Below are 16,593 nucleotides of genomic sequence, written 5' to 3' on the forward strand. Positions count from 1 at the left end.
GCGATGCCAGTCAACTGGCTGGCATGCAATGAACTCTAGGAAGCCAGTCCGCCAGTCACCCGCCACTTGGATTACAAAGAAGTAATCCACGCACACGACCCCGCGCCGTAGCATTCGACGATGCGAATCCTGGTCATCGAAGACGAACACAAGCTGGGCGCCTACCTCGTGAAGGGTCTCTCCGAGAGCGGCTTCGTGGTCGACCTCGCGCGCACGGGCATCGAGGGGCGCAGTCTTGCGCTCGATGGGGACTACGACCTCCTGGTGCTGGACGTGATGCTGCCGGGCATCGATGGGTTCGCCGTTCTGGAGGCCCTGCGCAAATCCAAGTCGATGCCTGTGCTGATGTTGACGGCGCGCGACGAAGTAACCGATCGGGTGCGCGGACTTCAAAGCGGTGCGGACGACTATCTTGCCAAGCCGTTCGCGTTCTCCGAATTGCTGGCACGAATCCAGGCACTGCTGCGCCGCGGCAAACTCCATGAGGTGTCCAACTACACGCTCAAAGACCTGAACCTCGATGTGGTGGCGCGTAAGGCGACGCGCAACGGGCATCGCCTGGAGCTGACCGCCAAGGAGTTCGCGCTGCTGACGCTGCTCATGAGGCGCCAGGGCAACGTGCTGTCGCGCACGCAACTGGCAGATCAAGTCTGGGACATGAGCTTCGATAGCGACACCAACCTGGTGGAAGTGGCGATCCGGCGACTGCGCAGCAAGATCGACGATCCTTTCGAAGAGAAGCTGCTGCACACGGTGCGCGGCATGGGGTACGTGCTTGAGAGCCGACAGGGCAGTGGATCGTGAACGCCGGCGAAGCCATCCGCGAGCCCGGTGCCTCGCCCTCCCCTGCGGTCGTCAAACCAGCGAAAGCCGAGGCAACCTCCAATATCGAAGGCACAGGCTCCATCCAGGTCGCGCTGTCTCGCTGGTTTGCGGCGCAGGCATTGATCGGCCTGAGCCTCGTCTGTTTGGCGATCTACGCCGTCACGGCATGGAGCTTTCAGGTCAAGCAGGCCAGCGAGTTTGAGCGCCAGTCCGAATTGATCCGGCACCTGATCCAGGAGTCGCGCGGCGATCCTGGGCCGGACGGCTTGCGCCACAAGCTGGACGATTTCTTTCTCACTCATGCCGAGATCAGCCTGGTGCTGCGCCGCGGCGACGAGACCATCTACTCGACCAGGCCGACCCGGGCATCCGCACGCTGGCTTTGGAAGCCGACTGAGGAGCTCCAGGCGCAGCCGAGTGATGCCGCCATGCAACTGCAACTGGGCATCGACATCCAGGAGGACAACCGGCTCCTGCGTCGGTTGGCCTGGACACTGGTCGGTGCGGTCGTGCTGGGGTCCGCGATGATCTCCCTGACCGGTGCGCTGCTGGTGCACCGGGGCCTGAAACCCTTGAAGAAGCTGATTCAGCAGACTGCCGCCACGGGGCCCGCGCATCCGGGACTGCGCATTGATCCCTCCCCGTATGCCTCCGAAATTACCCCCTGGGTCGCTCAGTTCAACGCGGTGCTCGACCGGGCGGAACAGGCCTACCAGCAGTTGGAGTCGTTCAACGCGGACGTTGCGCACGAACTGCGCACGCCGCTGGCCAACCTAGTCGGGATGGTAGAGGTCGAACTGGCGCGGCCGAGGTCGATCGAGGAGCTGCGCGACGCGCTGCTGTCGGCGCTGGAAGAAGCAAGGCGCGTCTCCGCGATCGTGATCGACATGCTCTTTCTGTCCCATGCGGACCGCGGCGCTGTTGCTCGCCGCTCGGCGCCTGTCAGTCTGGCGGATCAGGTGCGCACGGTACTGGATTTTCACGAGGCCACGCTCGAAGACGTGGGGCTGAAGGTACATGTCAGCGGCGATGCGCGCATTGGTGTCGACGCCGGTCTGGTGCGTAGAGCGCTGTCGAACCTGCTGAGCAACGCGAGCCGGTATGCGACGCCGGGCTCGACCATCGCGGTCGTGATCGACACGCAGCCCGACGGTGTCTGGGTCAAGGTTGCCAACCGCGGCGAGCCGGTCCCCGCCGACGTGCTACCCAGTCTTTTCAAACGCTTCTTCCGGGCGGAGCGCTCCCGCACCGACTCGTCCGAGCACCACGGACTGGGCTTGGCGATCGTCGCCGCGATCGCGCGAATGCATGGAGGCCAAACCCGAGCCACCTCCCGTTCGGGCGTCACTGAGATCAGCTTTTCCATGGCGGTGTCGAAAAACTGATCCGCGGCCAACCTGGTCGGCGCGCCGAAATTGCATGCCGGCTGCAGCAGGGGCCGTGGTTCAATCGGCGCTATCGCGCACTGCGCATTGCTCTTTTTCCCCCATGACTATCGGTCTTGAAGTTCTCATCGGTCACTGGAAGACCGATTCGTTGAGCACCTACAACTCGTGGTTTCTGTGGGATGAGAGGCTGAAAAATTTCCGATCCATTCGCCGCGGCCTGGCCCAGGTGGTCAAGGACATCGATGCAGGTACCTTCGGCAGCGCATTCCGCGGCTCCTCGCTCGAGACGGTCGTGGGTTCGGTGGCGGAACAGCGCCAGATATTCAAGGGCGCTGACCACGCGTTTCTCTGGAAGCCCAAGCTGCGCATTCCCGACATCTACGAGAACGCCGCCAACCAGCGTGCCTTCGCCCGACTACTGCATGCCTGCGACTGCTGTGACAGCGCCGAGGAGGTGGTCGAAGCCATCCGCCGGATCGACGCGCATCAGATCAAGGGCCTCGGGCCGGCCGTGGCGAATCTTCTGTACTTCGTCCATCCCACGATCGTGATGCCATTCAATACAGCGATCGTGAAGGGCTACAACGCCGTCACGGGCAGCAACGTCAAGCTTGGCAAGTGGGACCACTATCTCTCGATGCGCGAAGGCTGTCTCCGCCTGAATGCGCAGCACCGCCGGCTGCTGTCCAACGACATGGGCGCCTTGGCCGGCCTGCTCTTCGACATCGGCTCGGGGCGGTACGCGGCACCGCCGCGCGACGACGATACAGCGGCCATCCGGGGCTGGGAGGCCGATCTCGAGAAAGTCCGCGAGGAATCGGCCGCCGCACACAAACGCTGGGCCGCCGAGCGCGAGAGCGACGCGACCCACACGGAAATTCAGGGATGGCTGCGCGACCTGGGCAGGTCGCTCGGCTTCGGCGTCTGGATCGCATCCAACGACCAGGGCCGCAGCTATGCAGGAGGGCGACTCGGCGACGGCTGCCTGACGCAGTTGCCTTCGGGAGCTCAGCCTGGCCTGGACTCGGTGCGTCTGATCGACGTGATCTGGGTGGAAGCCGACGGCTCCAAGATCGCCGCAGCCTTCGAGGTGGAACACTCGACCTCGATCTACTCGGGCATTGTGCGAATGCTGGACCTTGCACTGGGCACGGAGTTGGGCGCCGGGGTGTCGATGTTCCTGGTGGCACCCGATGCGCGACGCGACGACGTGCGGCTTCAGCTGCGCCGTCCGGCGTTTTCGCGTGTCGCCGAGCTCGGCATCCGGTATCTGCCCTACAGCGAACTCGGCAACCACCGCGAAGCGATCGGCCGTTTCGGTTCGGGGTTGAAGCCTTTGAGCGAGATTTCGCATCTGCTTTGAGACCCGAGCGCTGGAGGCTTGATCACCAGGCTCGTCGACGAACGCGCTGGATGACGCAACTGTAATCTTCGCGTGCGGGAATTCGCCGACCTGCGACCTAGAGTTGGTTCTACGGAGAGAGGCAAAGCACATTCAGCTGTGCTTGCCTCGACCGGGAACATTGCCCACTCTTTGCCAAAGGATCGAATCATGAAGACCTCTCTCAAGACCTCCCTGACGCTGGCCGCGCTGCTCAGCGCGATCGCCGGCCCCGCGCTCGCTGGCAACTATGCAGAGGGTGACCCCCGTCCCGTGCCGCTGACTTCCAGCACCAGCCGCGCCGCCGTGGCTTCGGACACGCGAAGCTGGCTGCAGAACTCGCCAGACCAAGGCTACCCCGAAGGCAATCCGCGGGCTGTCGCGAGCGTCGGCGCCAACAGCCGCGCAATGGTTCAGGCCGACACGTTGACCTGGATTCGTTCGGGCTTGGCTGCGGCCACCAACGGTGAAGCAGGCGCCAACCTGTCTCACCCCGCCTACAGACAGGCCGCCGCCGAGTACGCACGCCTGCGCAACGGCCCCGAGTTCGGCGCCTTGGTGGAACGCATCACGCGACAGGGCTCGCGGTCGGCGGCAACCGCCAGCCGCTGATGGATTGGCGCACAGCCCTGGAGCGCCCGAGACCGCAAGTCGCGCTTTTTGCCGCGACTTGCGGTTCGGTTTGAGCGACAAGGCCTAGAATTCGCGGAACTACCTCGCGCGCACCGGTTCCATACACAGCGTTCCACACGTCCTTCCATGGCTCCCATCGCAACCCTTTCCAGGCAGGTTCGTGGCGCACCCCGCGTCACGAATATGCTTTGGTCGGCATTGCCAAGGATGGGGTCATGACACGCCGGCTGGTGCACCTGATCGCCCGCGGCCTGATCGGTGTGCTGCTGTTCGCGCAGTTGTCGATTGCCGCCTATGCCTGCCCGGCATTCTCGTCGGGCGCGATGGGCACGGACCCAACTGCCTCGATGCAAATGGCCGGTGACACGACTGCGGTTGTCGATGCAAGCGTTGACGCGGCCACGCAGGCGCCTCCCTGCGGCGACATGGTCGGCATGACAGATACAGGCTCTGCCAACCTGTGTGCAGAGCACTGCAAATTCGGTCAGCAAAGCGACCATGCATCTACGCTGACGATCCCCGTCGCGCTGCTGGCGCCGCTTCTCCTGACGCCTTGGGCGCCCGAGGCGACACAGCCTCCATGCCATGCGGCGGCTTCCTTGAGTGCACTGGTTGCGGCATCGCCCCCGCACGCCATCTTGCACTGCGTCTACCGAACCTGATCCACTGATCGACGCTGCGCCGACGGCTCCTCGCGAGCCGGACGGCACATCGGTCGTGGCTTGCCGTCCGCACGGGTTCTCCTGGCGTGGCGCAGCGGCCCGACATCGACCCCACGGGGTTTGTCGTCAGGAGATCCCATGTTCGCCGTTTCTTTCCCCGCCAAGTCGACCGCACGACGCTGCCCCCGCCACTGGGCCGTGGCAATGGCGCTGTGCGCCGGCACCCTCAGCCTCGGCGCCCAAGCGCAACAGACCCCGCAGGCGCTCACCCTCGATTCGGCCCTGCGGCTTGCCGAAGAGCGCTCGCGCCAGCTCGTCGCCCAGGAGTCGGCCGCAGGCGCTGCGCGCGCCATGGCTGTGGCCGCGGGGCAACTGCCCGATCCCGTGTTGAAGGCCGGCATCAACAACCTGCCGGTCAATGGAAGCGACCGCTTCACACTCACGCGTGAAGGCATGACGATGCGCTCGATCGGGGTGATGCAGGAGTTCACCCGCTCCGACAAGCGCCAGGCTCGCGCGGCGCGCTTTGACCGTGAAGTCGAGGTCGCCGACGCGGGTCGCGCCGTGGCCTTGGCCAACCTGCGGCGCGACACCGCAACGGCCTGGCTCGATCGCTACTACCAGGGTCGGATGCGAGACCTGCTGCAAACGCAACGCGCCGAGCTGAACCTGCAGATCGAGGGCGCCGACGCCGCTTACCGCGGCGGTCGTGGCACGCAGGCCGATGTGTTCACTGCGCGCTCCGCATTGGCGCAACTGGACGACCGAATCCTTGCGCAGGAGCGTCAAATCGCCACGGCGCAGACGCGCCTGGCGCGCTGGGTGGGGCCGGGCACACCCCAGCCCTCGACGGTGCTCCCGGATCTGGGCTCCGTTCGCCTGGACGCCCGCAATCTGGAGGCTCACATTGGCGAGCATCCCCAGATCGCGCTGATGGCACGGCAGGAAGCCGTAGCGCGCGCGGAGGCCGACATCGCGCAGAGCAACAAGCGCTCCGATTGGACCGTCGAGCTGATGTACAGCCAACGTGGCCCAGCCTACTCGAACATGGTGTCGCTCAACGTGTCGATCCCACTGCAGCTCGACCAGAAGAATCGCCAGGACCGGGAGCTCGCAGGCAAGCTCGCGACGGCCGAGCAGATGCAGGCCCAGAGGGAAGAGGCCACCCGCGAAAGCACCGCGGAAGCACTCTCCCTGCTGCAGCAATGGCAGAGCAACCGGAAGCGGCTGGCGTTGTACGACAGCTCGCTGATTCCGCTCGCCTCCGAACGCACGCAGGCAGTACTGGCCGCCTACCGCGGTGGCGCGGGAACCCTGAGCGCCGCGCTCGAGGCGCGACGCATGGAGATCGACACGCGCATGGAACGCCTGCGCCTCGAGATGGAAACCGCAGGCCTATGGGCTCAGCTCGAATTCCTGATTCCCGGTGGTCACCCGGCACTCGCTGCCAGTGCGACGACAACGACCTTGAACGCCAAGGAGCCTCAACAATGAAAACCAAACCCTTCTTCCTTGGATTGATCGCTGCGACGGTCCTCGCTGCGGCCGCCTTTGGCGCATATACCTTCGGACTGCAACGCGGCAAAAGCATGGCCCCTGCACCGGCCACGATGCCTACGACGAGCGCTCCGGACGCTTTGTCAGCTTCTCCCAACGAGAACGGCGAGGACGCCACCCGGCGCCACATCGCGGCGGGCCTGAAGGCCGGCGACACCGACCCCGCCAACGGCAAGAAGATCCTCTATTACCACGACCCGATGGTGCCGGGAAACCGGTTCGACAAGCCGGCCAAATCGCCCTTCATGGACATGATGATGTCCCCGGTCTATGCCGGTGGCGACAGCGGCGACCAGAACAACGTGACCGTGAGCCCGCGCGTCCAGCAGAACCTCGGCGTGCGAACTGCGCAGGTGTCGGAAGGCGTTCTCGCGCCGCAGGTGGCCGCGGTCGGCAGCATCGCCTTCAACGAGCGCGACCAGGTCATCGTGCAGGCGCGGTCCACGGGCTATGTCGAGCGCCTGCATGTGCGCGCCACGCTCGACGCGGTGAAGAAAGGCCAGGCCCTGGCCGAGCTTTACGTGCCCGAGTGGATCGCGGCACAGGAGGAATTCCTGTCCGTGCAGCGCATGCGCGGTACGCAGATGGAACCGCTGGTCGACGGCGCCCGCCAGCGCATGCGCCAGGTCGGCATGAGCGACGGCCAGATCGAACTCGTGGCCCGCAGCGGGCGCACCCAGCCTCGCATCACGCTGGTTGCGCCCATCGGCGGGGTGGTCACGGAGCTGGCCGTGCGCGAAGGCATGACGGTGATGGCCGGTGCGACCTTGTTCCGCATCAACGGGCTGTCCACCGTCTGGGCCAACGCCGAAGTCCCGGAGAGCCAGGCCGCGCTCGTGCGTCCAGGCGCCAAGGTGCAGGCCCGATCACCTGCCGCCCCCAGCGAGGTCTTCGACGGGAAGGTCCAGGCCATTCTGCCGGACGTCAACCCGGCCACCCGCACCCTGAAGGCGCGCCTGGAGCTGGCCAATCCGACCGGCCGGCTGGTGCCTGGCATGTTCGTCTCGATGCAGTTCGCCGACACGCAGGCGCCGAAGGCCCTGCTGGTTCCGACCGAGGCGGTCATCCAGACCGGCAAGCGCACGGTCGTCATGCTGGCGGAAGACAACGGACGGTTCCGGCCGGTCGATGTCGAGATCGGCCTCGAAAGCGGCGGCCAGACCGAGATCAAGCGCGGGCTGCAAGCCGGCCAGCGCGTCGTGGTGTCCTCGCAATTCCTGATCGACTCGGAGGCGAGTCTCAAGGGCGTCGAGGCGCGACTGAACGCCGTACCGGCTGCGGGCGTCGCAGCACCCGCGATGGCTTCGCCATCGACGTCAACGCCTCCGACCAGCGCGACTTCGCCCAGGCATGTGGGCGAAGGCAAGGTGGAAAGCATCACCGCGGACACGATGACCTTCTCGCACGGACCGATCCCGACGATGAAGTGGGGCGCGATGACCATGGACTTCAAGCTGCCACCCGGCGGTGCACCGGCCAACGTGAGGGCTGGCGATCGCGCTAGCTTCGAATTCTTCATCGACAAGGATGATCTGCCGCAGCTCACCCGCGTGACGCCGGCCGCACCCGGCACCGCGCCCGCCACACCGGCCAAGCCAGGGGGCAAGCCATGATCGCCAGGCTCATCCGCTGGTCCATCGCCAACCGGTTCCTCGTTCTGCTGGCCACGCTGATGCTCAGCGCCTGGGGCGTGTACTCGGTTCTGCGCACGCCGCTGGATGCACTGCCCGACCTCTCGGACGTCCAGGTCATCATCCGTACCACCTACCCGGGCCAGGCGCCGCGCATCGTCGAGAACCAGATCACCTATCCGCTCACGACCACCATGCTGTCGGTGCCGGGTGCGAAGACGGTGCGCGGTTACTCGTTCTTCGGCGATTCCTTCGTCTACGTGCTCTTCGAGGACGGGACCGACCTGTACTGGGCACGCTCGCGGGTGCTGGAGTACCTGAACCAGGTGCAGTCGCGCCTGCCCGCCGGTGCCAAGGCTTCGCTCGGGCCCGACGCCACCGGTGTCGGCTGGATCTACCAGTACGCGCTGGTCGACCGCGGCGGCACGCAGGACGCCTCGCAGCTGCGCGCCCTGCAGGACTGGTTCCTCAAGTACGAGCTGAAGACCGTGCCTAACGTTGCCGAGGTCGCATCGATCGGTGGCATGGTGCGCCAGTACCAGGTCGTGCTCGATCCCGACAAGCTGGCCGCCTACCGGATTCCGCACACGCAGGTCGTCGACGCCATCCAGAAGGCCAACCAGGAAACCGGCGGCTCGGTGCTCGAGCTCGGCGAGGCCGAGTACATGGTGCGGGCCTCGGGCTACCTGCAGGGCCTGGAGGATTTCCGCAAGATCCCCTTGATGACGACCGATGCCGGTGTGTCCGTGCGCCTGGGCGACGTGGCCCGCATCCAGGTCGGCCCGGAGATGCGCCGCGGCATCGGCGAGCTCGACGGCGAAGGCGAAGCCGTCGGCGGCGTGATCGTGATGCGCTCGGGCAAGAACGCGCTGGAGACCATCACCGCCGTCAAAGAAAAGCTCCAGACCCTGCAGGCCAGCCTGCCCAAGGGAGTGGAGATCGTGCCGACCTACGACCGGTCCAACCTGATCGAACGAGCGGTGCGCAACCTCGGCTTCAAACTGCTCGAGGAATTCCTCGTGGTGGCGGTCGTGTGTTTCATCTTCCTGTTCCACCTGCGCTCCGCCTTTGTCGCGATCGTCTCGCTGCCGATCGGCATCCTGGCGGCCTTCATCGTGATGCGCTACCAGGGTGTCAATGCCAACATCATGTCGCTGGGCGGCATTGCGATCGCCATTGGCGCGATGGTCGACGCGGCGGTGGTGATGATCGAGAACGCCCACAAGCACATCGAGAAGTGGAACCACGACCACCCCGGCCAGAGCCTGCGCGGCGAGAGCCACTGGCGTGTCGTGGCCGACTCGGCGGCCGAAGTCGGGCCCGCCCTGTTCTTCTCGCTGCTCATCATCACGCTGTCGTTCGTTCCTGTCTTCACGCTCGAAGCCCAGGAAGGACGCATGTTCTCTCCGCTCGCCTTCACCAAGACCTATGCCATGGCGGCAGCCGCCGGGCTGGCGGTGACGCTGATCCCGGTGCTGATGGGCTACCTGATCCGCGGCAGGATTCCCGACGAGAAGACCAACCCGCTCAACCGGCTGCTGATCGCGGTCTACCGGCCGCTGCTGAACGCGGTGCTGCGCTGGCCCAAACTGACGCTGGTGGGCGCCGTGGTCGTGCTCGTTCTGAGCCTGTGGCCGCTGCAGCACATCGGCGGGGAGTTCATGCCGCGCCTGGACGAGGGCGACCTGCTCTACATGCCGTCAGCGCTGCCAGGCCTGTCGGCAGGCAAGGCCGGCGAGTTGCTGCAGCAGACCGACCGCCTGATCAAGACGGTCCCGGAAGTGGCCAGCGTCTACGGCAAGGCCGGGCGCGCAGAGTCGGCCACCGACCCGGCCCCGATGGAGATGTTCGAAACGACCATTCAGTTCAAGCCACCTGAACAGTGGCGCGCCGGCATGACACAGGACAAGCTGGTCGAGGAGTTGGACCGCATCGTCAAGGTGCCGGGTCTTACCAACATCTGGGTGCCGCCGATCCGCAACCGCATCGACATGCTGGCCACCGGGATCAAGAGCCCGGTGGGCGTGAAAGTGGCGGGCACCGACTTGGTCACCATCGACCGTATCACCGGCGAGATCGAACGCGTGCTCAAGGACGTGCCGGGCGTCTCCAGCGCGTTGGCCGAACGCCTGACCGGTGGTCGCTACGTGGATGTGAACATCCAGCGCGACGCGGCGGCGCGTTTCGGCATGAACATCGCCGATGTGCAGTCGGTCATCGCCTCGGCCGTGGGCGGCGAGAACGTGGGCGAAACAGTGGAAGGCCTGCAGCGCTTTCCGATCAATGTGCGCTACCCCCGCGAGATCCGCGATTCGCTGGAGCGGCTGCGGAGCCTGCCGATCGTCACCGAGCGCGGCGCGCGGTTGGTGCTCTCGGACGTGGCGGACATCCGTGTCACCGACGGGCCGCCGATGCTGCGCAGCGAGAACGCACGGCTGTCCGGCTGGGTCTACGTGGACATTCGGGGGCGGGACCTGCGCTCGGCGGTACAGGATATGCAGCGCGTCGTTGCGAAAGAGGTGAAGCTGCCGCCGGGCTATGCGGTGTCCTGGTCCGGCCAGTTCGAATTCCTGGAGCGTGCCACGGCGAAGCTGAAGGTGGTGGTGCCGTTCACCCTACTGATCATCTTCGTGCTGCTGTACCTGACCTTCAAGCGCATGGACGAAGCGCTGCTGATCATGGCCGCGTTGCCGTTCGCCCTGGTCGGCGGTATCTGGCTGCTCTACCTGCTTAGCTACAACCTGTCCGTCGCGGGGGCGGTCGGGTTCATCGCGCTGGCCGGTGTGTCCGCAGAGTTCGGCGTGATCATGCTGCTGTACCTCAAGCACGCCTGGGACGACCGGGTCGACGAGGGCAAGACAAGCACCGACGACCTGCTGGAGGCGATCCGCGAGGGTGCCGTGCTGCGCGTGCGGCCCAAGGCCATGACGGTGGCCGTCATCCTGGCGGGCCTGTTCCCGATCATGTGGGGGACTGGCACCGGCTCTGAGGTGATGCAGCGCATCGCCGCACCGATGGTGGGCGGGATGATCACGGCTCCGTTGCTGTCGATGTTCGTCATCCCGGCGGCGTACCTGTTGATGCGCCGGCCGCGCAAGCCGCGTGACGAGCATGCACCTCGCCGAGCGTTCTGGAGAAGAGGCCATGGCCCGACCTGAATGCCTGCAGCAACAATGCACACCTCTCGGCGTCGCGCTGCTGCTGTATCTGTGCCTGGCCTTGTTCGGCACGGCGGCACTCGCCTCGACGCCTGCGTCGCAGGAGGAGGGATGGGTGGAGCGCTCGATCGTTTCGGTCGCGACGGCGCCGGTCGCGTTTGCAGCCATGGACGAGACGTCAATGCCAGTGGCCATGGATGCCATGCCCTGCGCGCTGTGCTACAGCGCCCCGGCGCCATCTCTGCACGAGGTCGGTGGTGAATGTCGCGAACATGAGGCAATGGCGTGGCCGGTGCATGTTTCGCCGGTACCTGAGGCGACTTATTTCGACCCTGGAGGTCGGCACGTACGGTTGCCGGTGCGCATCCTGTACTGCCGTTGGCTGGATTGATCGGCGACAGCGAGCGTCACAGCTCGCATTTGTTTCCATCCATCAATTCCAGGAGTTCATCATGAAAAAGTCATTCCTCATTCTCGTCAGCGCCTTGACCTTGGGTGCCGCCTTGCCCGCTCTGGCAGGCCCCGATTTCCAGGTCATCGAGAAAGCGCGCAAGGCCCAGCAGGTCGCTGCCGCCGAGCGCCGCGCCGACATGCTCTCCGGCAAAGGCTCGCCGAACTGCCCGCCGCCGCCCCTCGTGCTTCCGCTGGACCACGGCCCGCGCGCACTGACCACGCCGGGAGAAAATCGATGGCGCAAGGCACGGTACGAAGCACAGTTGAAGGCGTGCAAGAACGTGCCGTCGTAGTGCTTTGAGCGCACGGCGCAGACCCGCGTCTTCCGGGCGCCCAAGCGCAAGCGCTGTTGGTCGAAGCCTAATGCGTCTTCGTGGGTCTCAGCTCAACGGGGCCCTTCGCGAGTAACACATTGCCGACCATCAGCGCATTACAGCCAGCCTTCCGGTGCGAATTCGCTGGTGAGCAGCAACCAGATCTTTTGCCAGAATTCCGACTCGGGTTCGTCCGGATGAATGGGCCCCTCGCCGCCGGCCGGTGTGATCCATTCGAGCGCCTGTCCTTCGGACAGCCGTAGTTGATGCGCCGCCTGCATTTTGGACAATGCAGCCAGACGAGCAGCATCTTCGGCAACTTGCGCAACATGGATCGCCAACGCGCTTTCGGTGTTGATGCGATCGGAGCGGGGGTCGAAATTCATTGAGCCGACGAACAACTCCTTTCTGTCGATCACCAGCGATTTGGTATGCAGTCCCCCCACAGATAGTCCAAAGAGCTTGCGCTGCTCTTCGCGCCCGGCGCGCTGCGGGCTCAACTCAAACAGCGCAACTCCGGCCGTCAGGAGCGCTGGTCTATAGCGCCGATAGGCCCCGTGCACGAGCGGCTGATCGGTTGAAGCGAGTGAGTTGGTCAACACGCTGACCTTGACACCCCGGCGAGCTGCTTCGGCGAGGAGGTCCACGCCGGCGCGTCCCGGAATGAAATAGGGGGAGGTAAGCAATATCTCCCCTGATGCGGCACGGATGTGCTCCAAAGCGTTGAGCCTCACGAGGTTGGAACCATGCTCTTGTCTTCCCTGGGTCTGCGATGCGGAAAGCGCCTTGCCAGGCAGGTCCGCGTAGGATTCCCCGTCACCCCACGCCAGATGCACACGGCCGCCAGCGAACTCCTTCGCCACCGATGAGCGGCCCAGCGCGTCGGGTGCATCGGCACCCGCCTGCGCTAGCGCCGGGGCCGATGCTGACAGGGTCAGCGTCTCGAAGCGATCGCGCAGCGCGTGTGCGGGTGCCGACCGTGCGGCGACGTATTCGATGGGCACAGTGGCAGCGCTGCTCCAGTAGAGGTCGAACTGGCGAGACATGTCACCGACGACTTTTCCTGCAGCCAGCACGTCCAGGTCGATGAAGTTGCCCGCGTCATTGCGCGTGAAGTATTCGTCGCCAATGTTGCGCCCCCCGGTGATCGCCCAGGCCGCATCGGCGACGAACAACTTGTTGTGCATCCGATGATTCAAGCGCCCAAAGAAGAATGGCGATGCCGCGAATCGAGCGAACACGCCGCCCGCCCTCAATGCGAACGGGTTGAAAAGCCGCACCTCGACGCGCTCGTGCGCGGCCAGGCAAGCCAGCAGTTCGTCCTGACCCTGTGTGTACAGATCGTCGATCAGCAGGCGCACTCGAACCCCCCGCGCTGCGGCATCTCGCAAGGCCCGCATCATCTCGCGACCCGTGGAGTCGGATTGAAAGATGAAGTACTGCAGATCTAACGACCGCGTGGCCAACCGCGCAAGCTCAAGGCGTGCCTGAAGCGCGTCCGATCCAGAGGGCAGCAAACGAAAGCCACTGGCTCCTTGCGCCGCGCGTGATGCTTCTAAGACTTTGGACAGCGGTGCGTCTGCCGGGGCGGCAAGTGTGTGAGTGGGCGACGAAGGAGGCGACGGGGGCAACCCGAGGCAGCCGGACAAGGCGAGCAAGGTACTCGCCATCGCAACGCACCAAAGGGGAGTCAGTCTGTTCAAAATTTGTTGCTTCATGTCGAGCGGTTTTGTCGCACAGGCGAGGTTGCAGAGCGCGGCTATCGAGCAAGCCGAAGAATTTAAGCCGAGTTTCGGCAACCGCGGGCCGCGTTCAGTGAAAAGAAGCGCTACGTCTCCCGGATGCTGACTCCTCTCACTTTGACCCCAGCAAGATGATGATGCGCTGCGTCCCATAGGGTGCGAAGCAGTGCATCCAAGCGCTTGAGAGCATGAGAAGTCGATACCGCCGTTCAATCGCTCCGGACACGGGCACGACGGCAGATGAAGTATTTGTAATCCATCTGTGCGGCCATCGACGGATTGGATTTCTAGACTGACGACAGGGAGATCAACCGACGGCCTACCGAGAGCATCCGGGCTGTCATGGCTTTTTGGCCCGGCATGCACTCACACGGTCAAAGGAGAGTGTCATGTCGTCAAAACGTATAGGTTCAGCGCTCGTCATGGTCGTAAGCGCAGTTGTTCTCACGCCCCCGACCTACGCGGAACCGTCCCACTTCGCGCCAACTGAGGCGGGTGTGGTTTACCACCCCGAGCATGCAGGGCCGGCCAAACCCCGAGCCCAGATCACCGCAGAACTCGAAGCCGCTCAGAAGCATCCGTTCTGGACATGGGCGAGTCGCTATGGCGCCCCATGGCCTGTCGCCAAGAGCGGTCCGGGAAAGACGCGCGATGAAGTTCGAAAAGAGACCCTTCAGGCGATGCGAGACGGCACCATTCCGTCCGGCGAAAGATAGTCGCGAGCGCACCTGCCGAGTAACGAGTGAGGAGGGCTGCTTCCTCAGCAGGTGCCCACATCGATTGCCTTGCTGGCTTGCTACGAGCCCGGAGAGTGACGCGGCGGGACTGCGCAACGCGAGGTTGCACGCGTGCGCTATGGACTGCAGCAGTCTTGCTGCGCTTGGATTGGTGGGCATTTCGCCGAGCCGAACGAGCAGAACACACAGCAGTCGCCGGATTTCGGACGAAGCAAGATCTTGCAGTTCTCGCACTCGTAGAAGAACTGGCAGGCATCCACAGGCATCTCCTCACGCTTCGCGTGGCCGCAGTGTGGGCATGTCAGCACGGATTCGAAACTAACTTCGCCGTGCAAGCCTTGTCCGCGCGTCATCGGTGCGCCCTCCCAACCTCGCAGCCATTCCCACCGCATCTCCTATGCGTTGGCGACAGAAGATCCCATAGCGATACGCCAACCATCGAGGCCAGCCCAGCGTACAGCAACTCGGCGGTCCACCATCGACCGAAGAAAAGCAGCATGGCCGCGAGCACCATCGCCGGACCGATCATGCCCATCAGGCCGCGATGCCACTGACGATGGCGATACCAGCCGACGGCGTTGGCCACCAGGGCAACGCCGGCGAACAGTGGCAGCAAGGTTGTGAGAAACAGGCCTTCGTAGCCGCTGAAGATGCCAAGGCCTGCCGCAGCTCCCAGGCTTGCCAGGGCTGGGAAACATGCCGGGCATGCCGCGGCCGAGACAATGCTGCCCAAGGCTCCAGCCTTGTCGGCCACCCGAGCGATCCATTCCATTGACTGCCTCCATGTCTTTCGAAAAGCCCACAATACTTCCGTAGTTAGGTACGGAGTCAAGCGACATGGATCAACTCAGCATCGGCGCATTCGCGCAGGCCGCAGGAGTCAACGTGGAGACCATTCGGTTCTACCAACGCAGGGGATTGCTGCCGCGGCCGGACCGGCAGTACGGCAGCATCCGGCGATATGGCCAAAAAGATGTGGAGAGAGTTCGATTCGTGAAGTCTGCTCAGTGCCTGGGCTTCAGCCTCGACGAGGTGGCCGGATTACTGACGCTGGAAGATGGCACCCATTGCGGCGATGCTCGCCAACTCGGGGAGCAAAGACTTGCAGAGGTGCGCGCCAAGCTGACGGACCTACATCGAATTGAATCGGCCTTGTCGACGTTGGTTGACGACTGCCGAGTGAGTAGCGACCGCGTGTCCTGCCCATTGATTGCTGCTCTGCAAGCGTAACCACCGCGCAACCGCGGGTGGGCCTTGCAATTCTCCAATGATTCAATTATTGTTGAATCATGGAAGAGAAAAATGTCATTCAAGCCTTGGCCGCCCTGGCCCAGCCCGTTCGCCTTCAGGTCTTTCGGGCGCTTGTCGTTGCGGGTCCTGCCGGACTCACGCCTGGCGTACTGGCGGAGCAGCTCAGCGTGCCGTCGACCAGCCTCTCGTTCCATCTCAAGGAGCTGACGCACGCCAATCTGGTCAGCCAGGAGCGTGACGGTCGAAACCTGATCTATCGCGCGGTGTTCGAGCAGATGAATGCTTTGCTCGGCTACCTCACAGAGAACTGCTGTCAGGGCGAGGCATGCCTCGCCGACGGCGCCACTGCGTGCGACTGCTGAAGGAGAAACCCATGAAGCGCTTCCACGTCCACCTGCACGTCGATGACCTCGCCAAGAGCATCGCTTTCTATTCCAACCTGTTCGCGTCGCCGCCTGCACGTGTAGAGGCTGACTATGCGAAATGGATGCTCGACGATCCACGCGTCAACTTCGCGATCTCAACGGTCGGGCATGGCAAAGGCATCGACCACCTCGGCATTCAGGCTGAAGATGACGCGGAACTGGCCGAGCTGAAGGCGCGCGGCCAAGCCGCCGACCGCACCCTGCTCGACGAGGGTGAGACCGTGTGCTGCTACGCGCGCAGCGAGAAGCACTGGGTCACCGATCCGCAGGGGATCGCATGGGAACACTTCCAGACCTTGGACGGCGCGGTGCCGGTCTACGGTCAATCCAAGTCCACCGCCAAGGCCGAGTCCGCTTGCTGCGCGCCTGGTGCTGCCCGAGGCATCCCGGTCAACGTGTCAGTCAGAGGCACGGGCGCCTGCTGCTGAGAGCTGCG

Annotated in this window: 16 protein-coding genes; 13 read left to right on the forward strand and 3 right to left on the reverse strand. The window is 64.4% G+C overall.

Annotation, left to right across the window (positions count from 1 at the left end):
• Positions 1–120 precede the first annotated feature (120 nt).
• The 10 genes from AC07XP_RS04475 to AC07XP_RS04520 all read left to right on the forward strand — a co-directional run bounded on the left by AC07XP_RS04475 (position 121) and on the right by AC07XP_RS04520 (position 11,981).
• A complete protein-coding gene (locus AC07XP_RS04475; protein ID WP_495263931.1) occupies positions 121–804 on the forward strand; it encodes a heavy metal response regulator transcription factor in 684 nt (227 codons plus the stop codon).
• Positions 801–2,210, forward strand: coding sequence for a heavy metal sensor histidine kinase (locus tag AC07XP_RS04480; RefSeq protein ID WP_495263932.1), 1,410 nt, complete (start codon positions 801–803; stop codon positions 2,208–2,210). The genes AC07XP_RS04475 and AC07XP_RS04480 overlap by 4 nt, the downstream gene beginning before the upstream one ends.
• Before the next feature lie 103 nt (positions 2,211–2,313).
• A complete protein-coding gene (locus AC07XP_RS04485) occupies positions 2,314–3,576 on the forward strand; it encodes a type II restriction enzyme NmeDI-related protein (RefSeq protein WP_495263933.1) in 1,263 nt (420 codons plus the stop codon).
• A 189-nt stretch (positions 3,577–3,765) separates the two neighbouring features.
• Positions 3,766–4,206, forward strand: a complete 441-nt coding sequence (locus AC07XP_RS04490; RefSeq protein WP_495263934.1) for a hypothetical protein — start codon at positions 3,766–3,768, stop codon at positions 4,204–4,206.
• A 236-nt stretch (positions 4,207–4,442) separates the two neighbouring features.
• Positions 4,443–4,889 (forward strand): hypothetical protein, encoded by a 447-nt coding sequence (locus AC07XP_RS04495; protein WP_495263935.1) that lies wholly within the window; start codon positions 4,443–4,445, stop codon positions 4,887–4,889.
• Between the two features lie 138 nt (positions 4,890–5,027).
• Positions 5,028–6,383, forward strand: a complete 1,356-nt coding sequence (locus AC07XP_RS04500; protein WP_495263936.1) for a TolC family protein — start codon at positions 5,028–5,030, stop codon at positions 6,381–6,383.
• Complete coding sequence (locus AC07XP_RS04505) at positions 6,380–8,059, forward strand: efflux RND transporter periplasmic adaptor subunit (RefSeq protein ID WP_495263937.1); 1,680 nt, start codon at positions 6,380–6,382, stop codon at positions 8,057–8,059. Before AC07XP_RS04500 ends, AC07XP_RS04505 begins: the two co-directional genes overlap by 4 nt.
• Entirely contained in the window at positions 8,056–11,235 is a 3,180-nt protein-coding gene (locus tag AC07XP_RS04510) for an efflux RND transporter permease subunit (protein ID WP_495263938.1), read from the forward strand. Before AC07XP_RS04505 ends, AC07XP_RS04510 begins: the two co-directional genes overlap by 4 nt.
• Complete coding sequence (locus tag AC07XP_RS04515) at positions 11,222–11,626, forward strand: hypothetical protein (RefSeq protein WP_495263939.1); 405 nt, start codon at positions 11,222–11,224, stop codon at positions 11,624–11,626. Before AC07XP_RS04510 ends, AC07XP_RS04515 begins: the two co-directional genes overlap by 14 nt.
• Positions 11,627–11,687: 61 nt before the next feature.
• Positions 11,688–11,981: a hypothetical protein gene (locus AC07XP_RS04520; RefSeq protein ID WP_495263940.1), complete on the forward strand. Its 294-nt coding sequence runs from the start codon at positions 11,688–11,690 to the stop codon at positions 11,979–11,981.
• Positions 11,982–12,118: 137 nt separating this feature from the next.
• On the opposite strand, the gene AC07XP_RS04525 is transcribed toward AC07XP_RS04520, so the two are convergent.
• From AC07XP_RS04525 to merC, 3 genes are all read right to left on the reverse strand, one after another.
• Complete coding sequence (locus AC07XP_RS04525; RefSeq protein WP_495263941.1) at positions 12,119–13,720, reverse strand: phospholipase D family protein; 1,602 nt, start codon at positions 13,718–13,720, stop codon at positions 12,119–12,121.
• 877 nt (positions 13,721–14,597) lie between these two features.
• Positions 14,598–14,834, reverse strand: coding sequence for a GDCCVxC domain-containing (seleno)protein (locus AC07XP_RS04530; protein WP_495263942.1), 237 nt, complete (start codon positions 14,832–14,834; stop codon positions 14,598–14,600).
• Positions 14,831–15,253: an organomercurial transporter MerC gene (merC, locus tag AC07XP_RS04535; protein WP_495263943.1), complete on the reverse strand. Its 423-nt coding sequence runs from the start codon at positions 15,251–15,253 to the stop codon at positions 14,831–14,833. The genes AC07XP_RS04530 and merC overlap by 4 nt, the downstream gene beginning before the upstream one ends.
• A gap of 65 nt (positions 15,254–15,318) precedes the next feature.
• On the opposite strand from merC, the gene merR reads away from it, so the two are divergent.
• Genes merR through AC07XP_RS04550 form a run of 3 tightly spaced genes read left to right on the forward strand, consistent with a single transcriptional unit; the run spans position 15,319 to position 16,585 of the window.
• Complete coding sequence (gene merR, locus AC07XP_RS04540) at positions 15,319–15,711, forward strand: mercury resistance transcriptional regulator MerR (RefSeq protein ID WP_495263944.1); 393 nt, start codon at positions 15,319–15,321, stop codon at positions 15,709–15,711.
• Between the two features lie 59 nt (positions 15,712–15,770).
• On the forward strand, positions 15,771–16,094 hold the full coding sequence (locus AC07XP_RS04545; protein WP_495263945.1) for an ArsR/SmtB family transcription factor: 324 nt from the start codon (positions 15,771–15,773) through the stop codon (positions 16,092–16,094).
• 11 nt (positions 16,095–16,105) lie between these two features.
• Complete coding sequence (locus AC07XP_RS04550) at positions 16,106–16,585, forward strand: ArsI/CadI family heavy metal resistance metalloenzyme (RefSeq protein WP_057594777.1); 480 nt, start codon at positions 16,106–16,108, stop codon at positions 16,583–16,585.
• Positions 16,586–16,593: the final 8 nt, after the last annotated feature.

The organism is Variovorax sp. GW531-E2 (assembly GCF_059423125.1).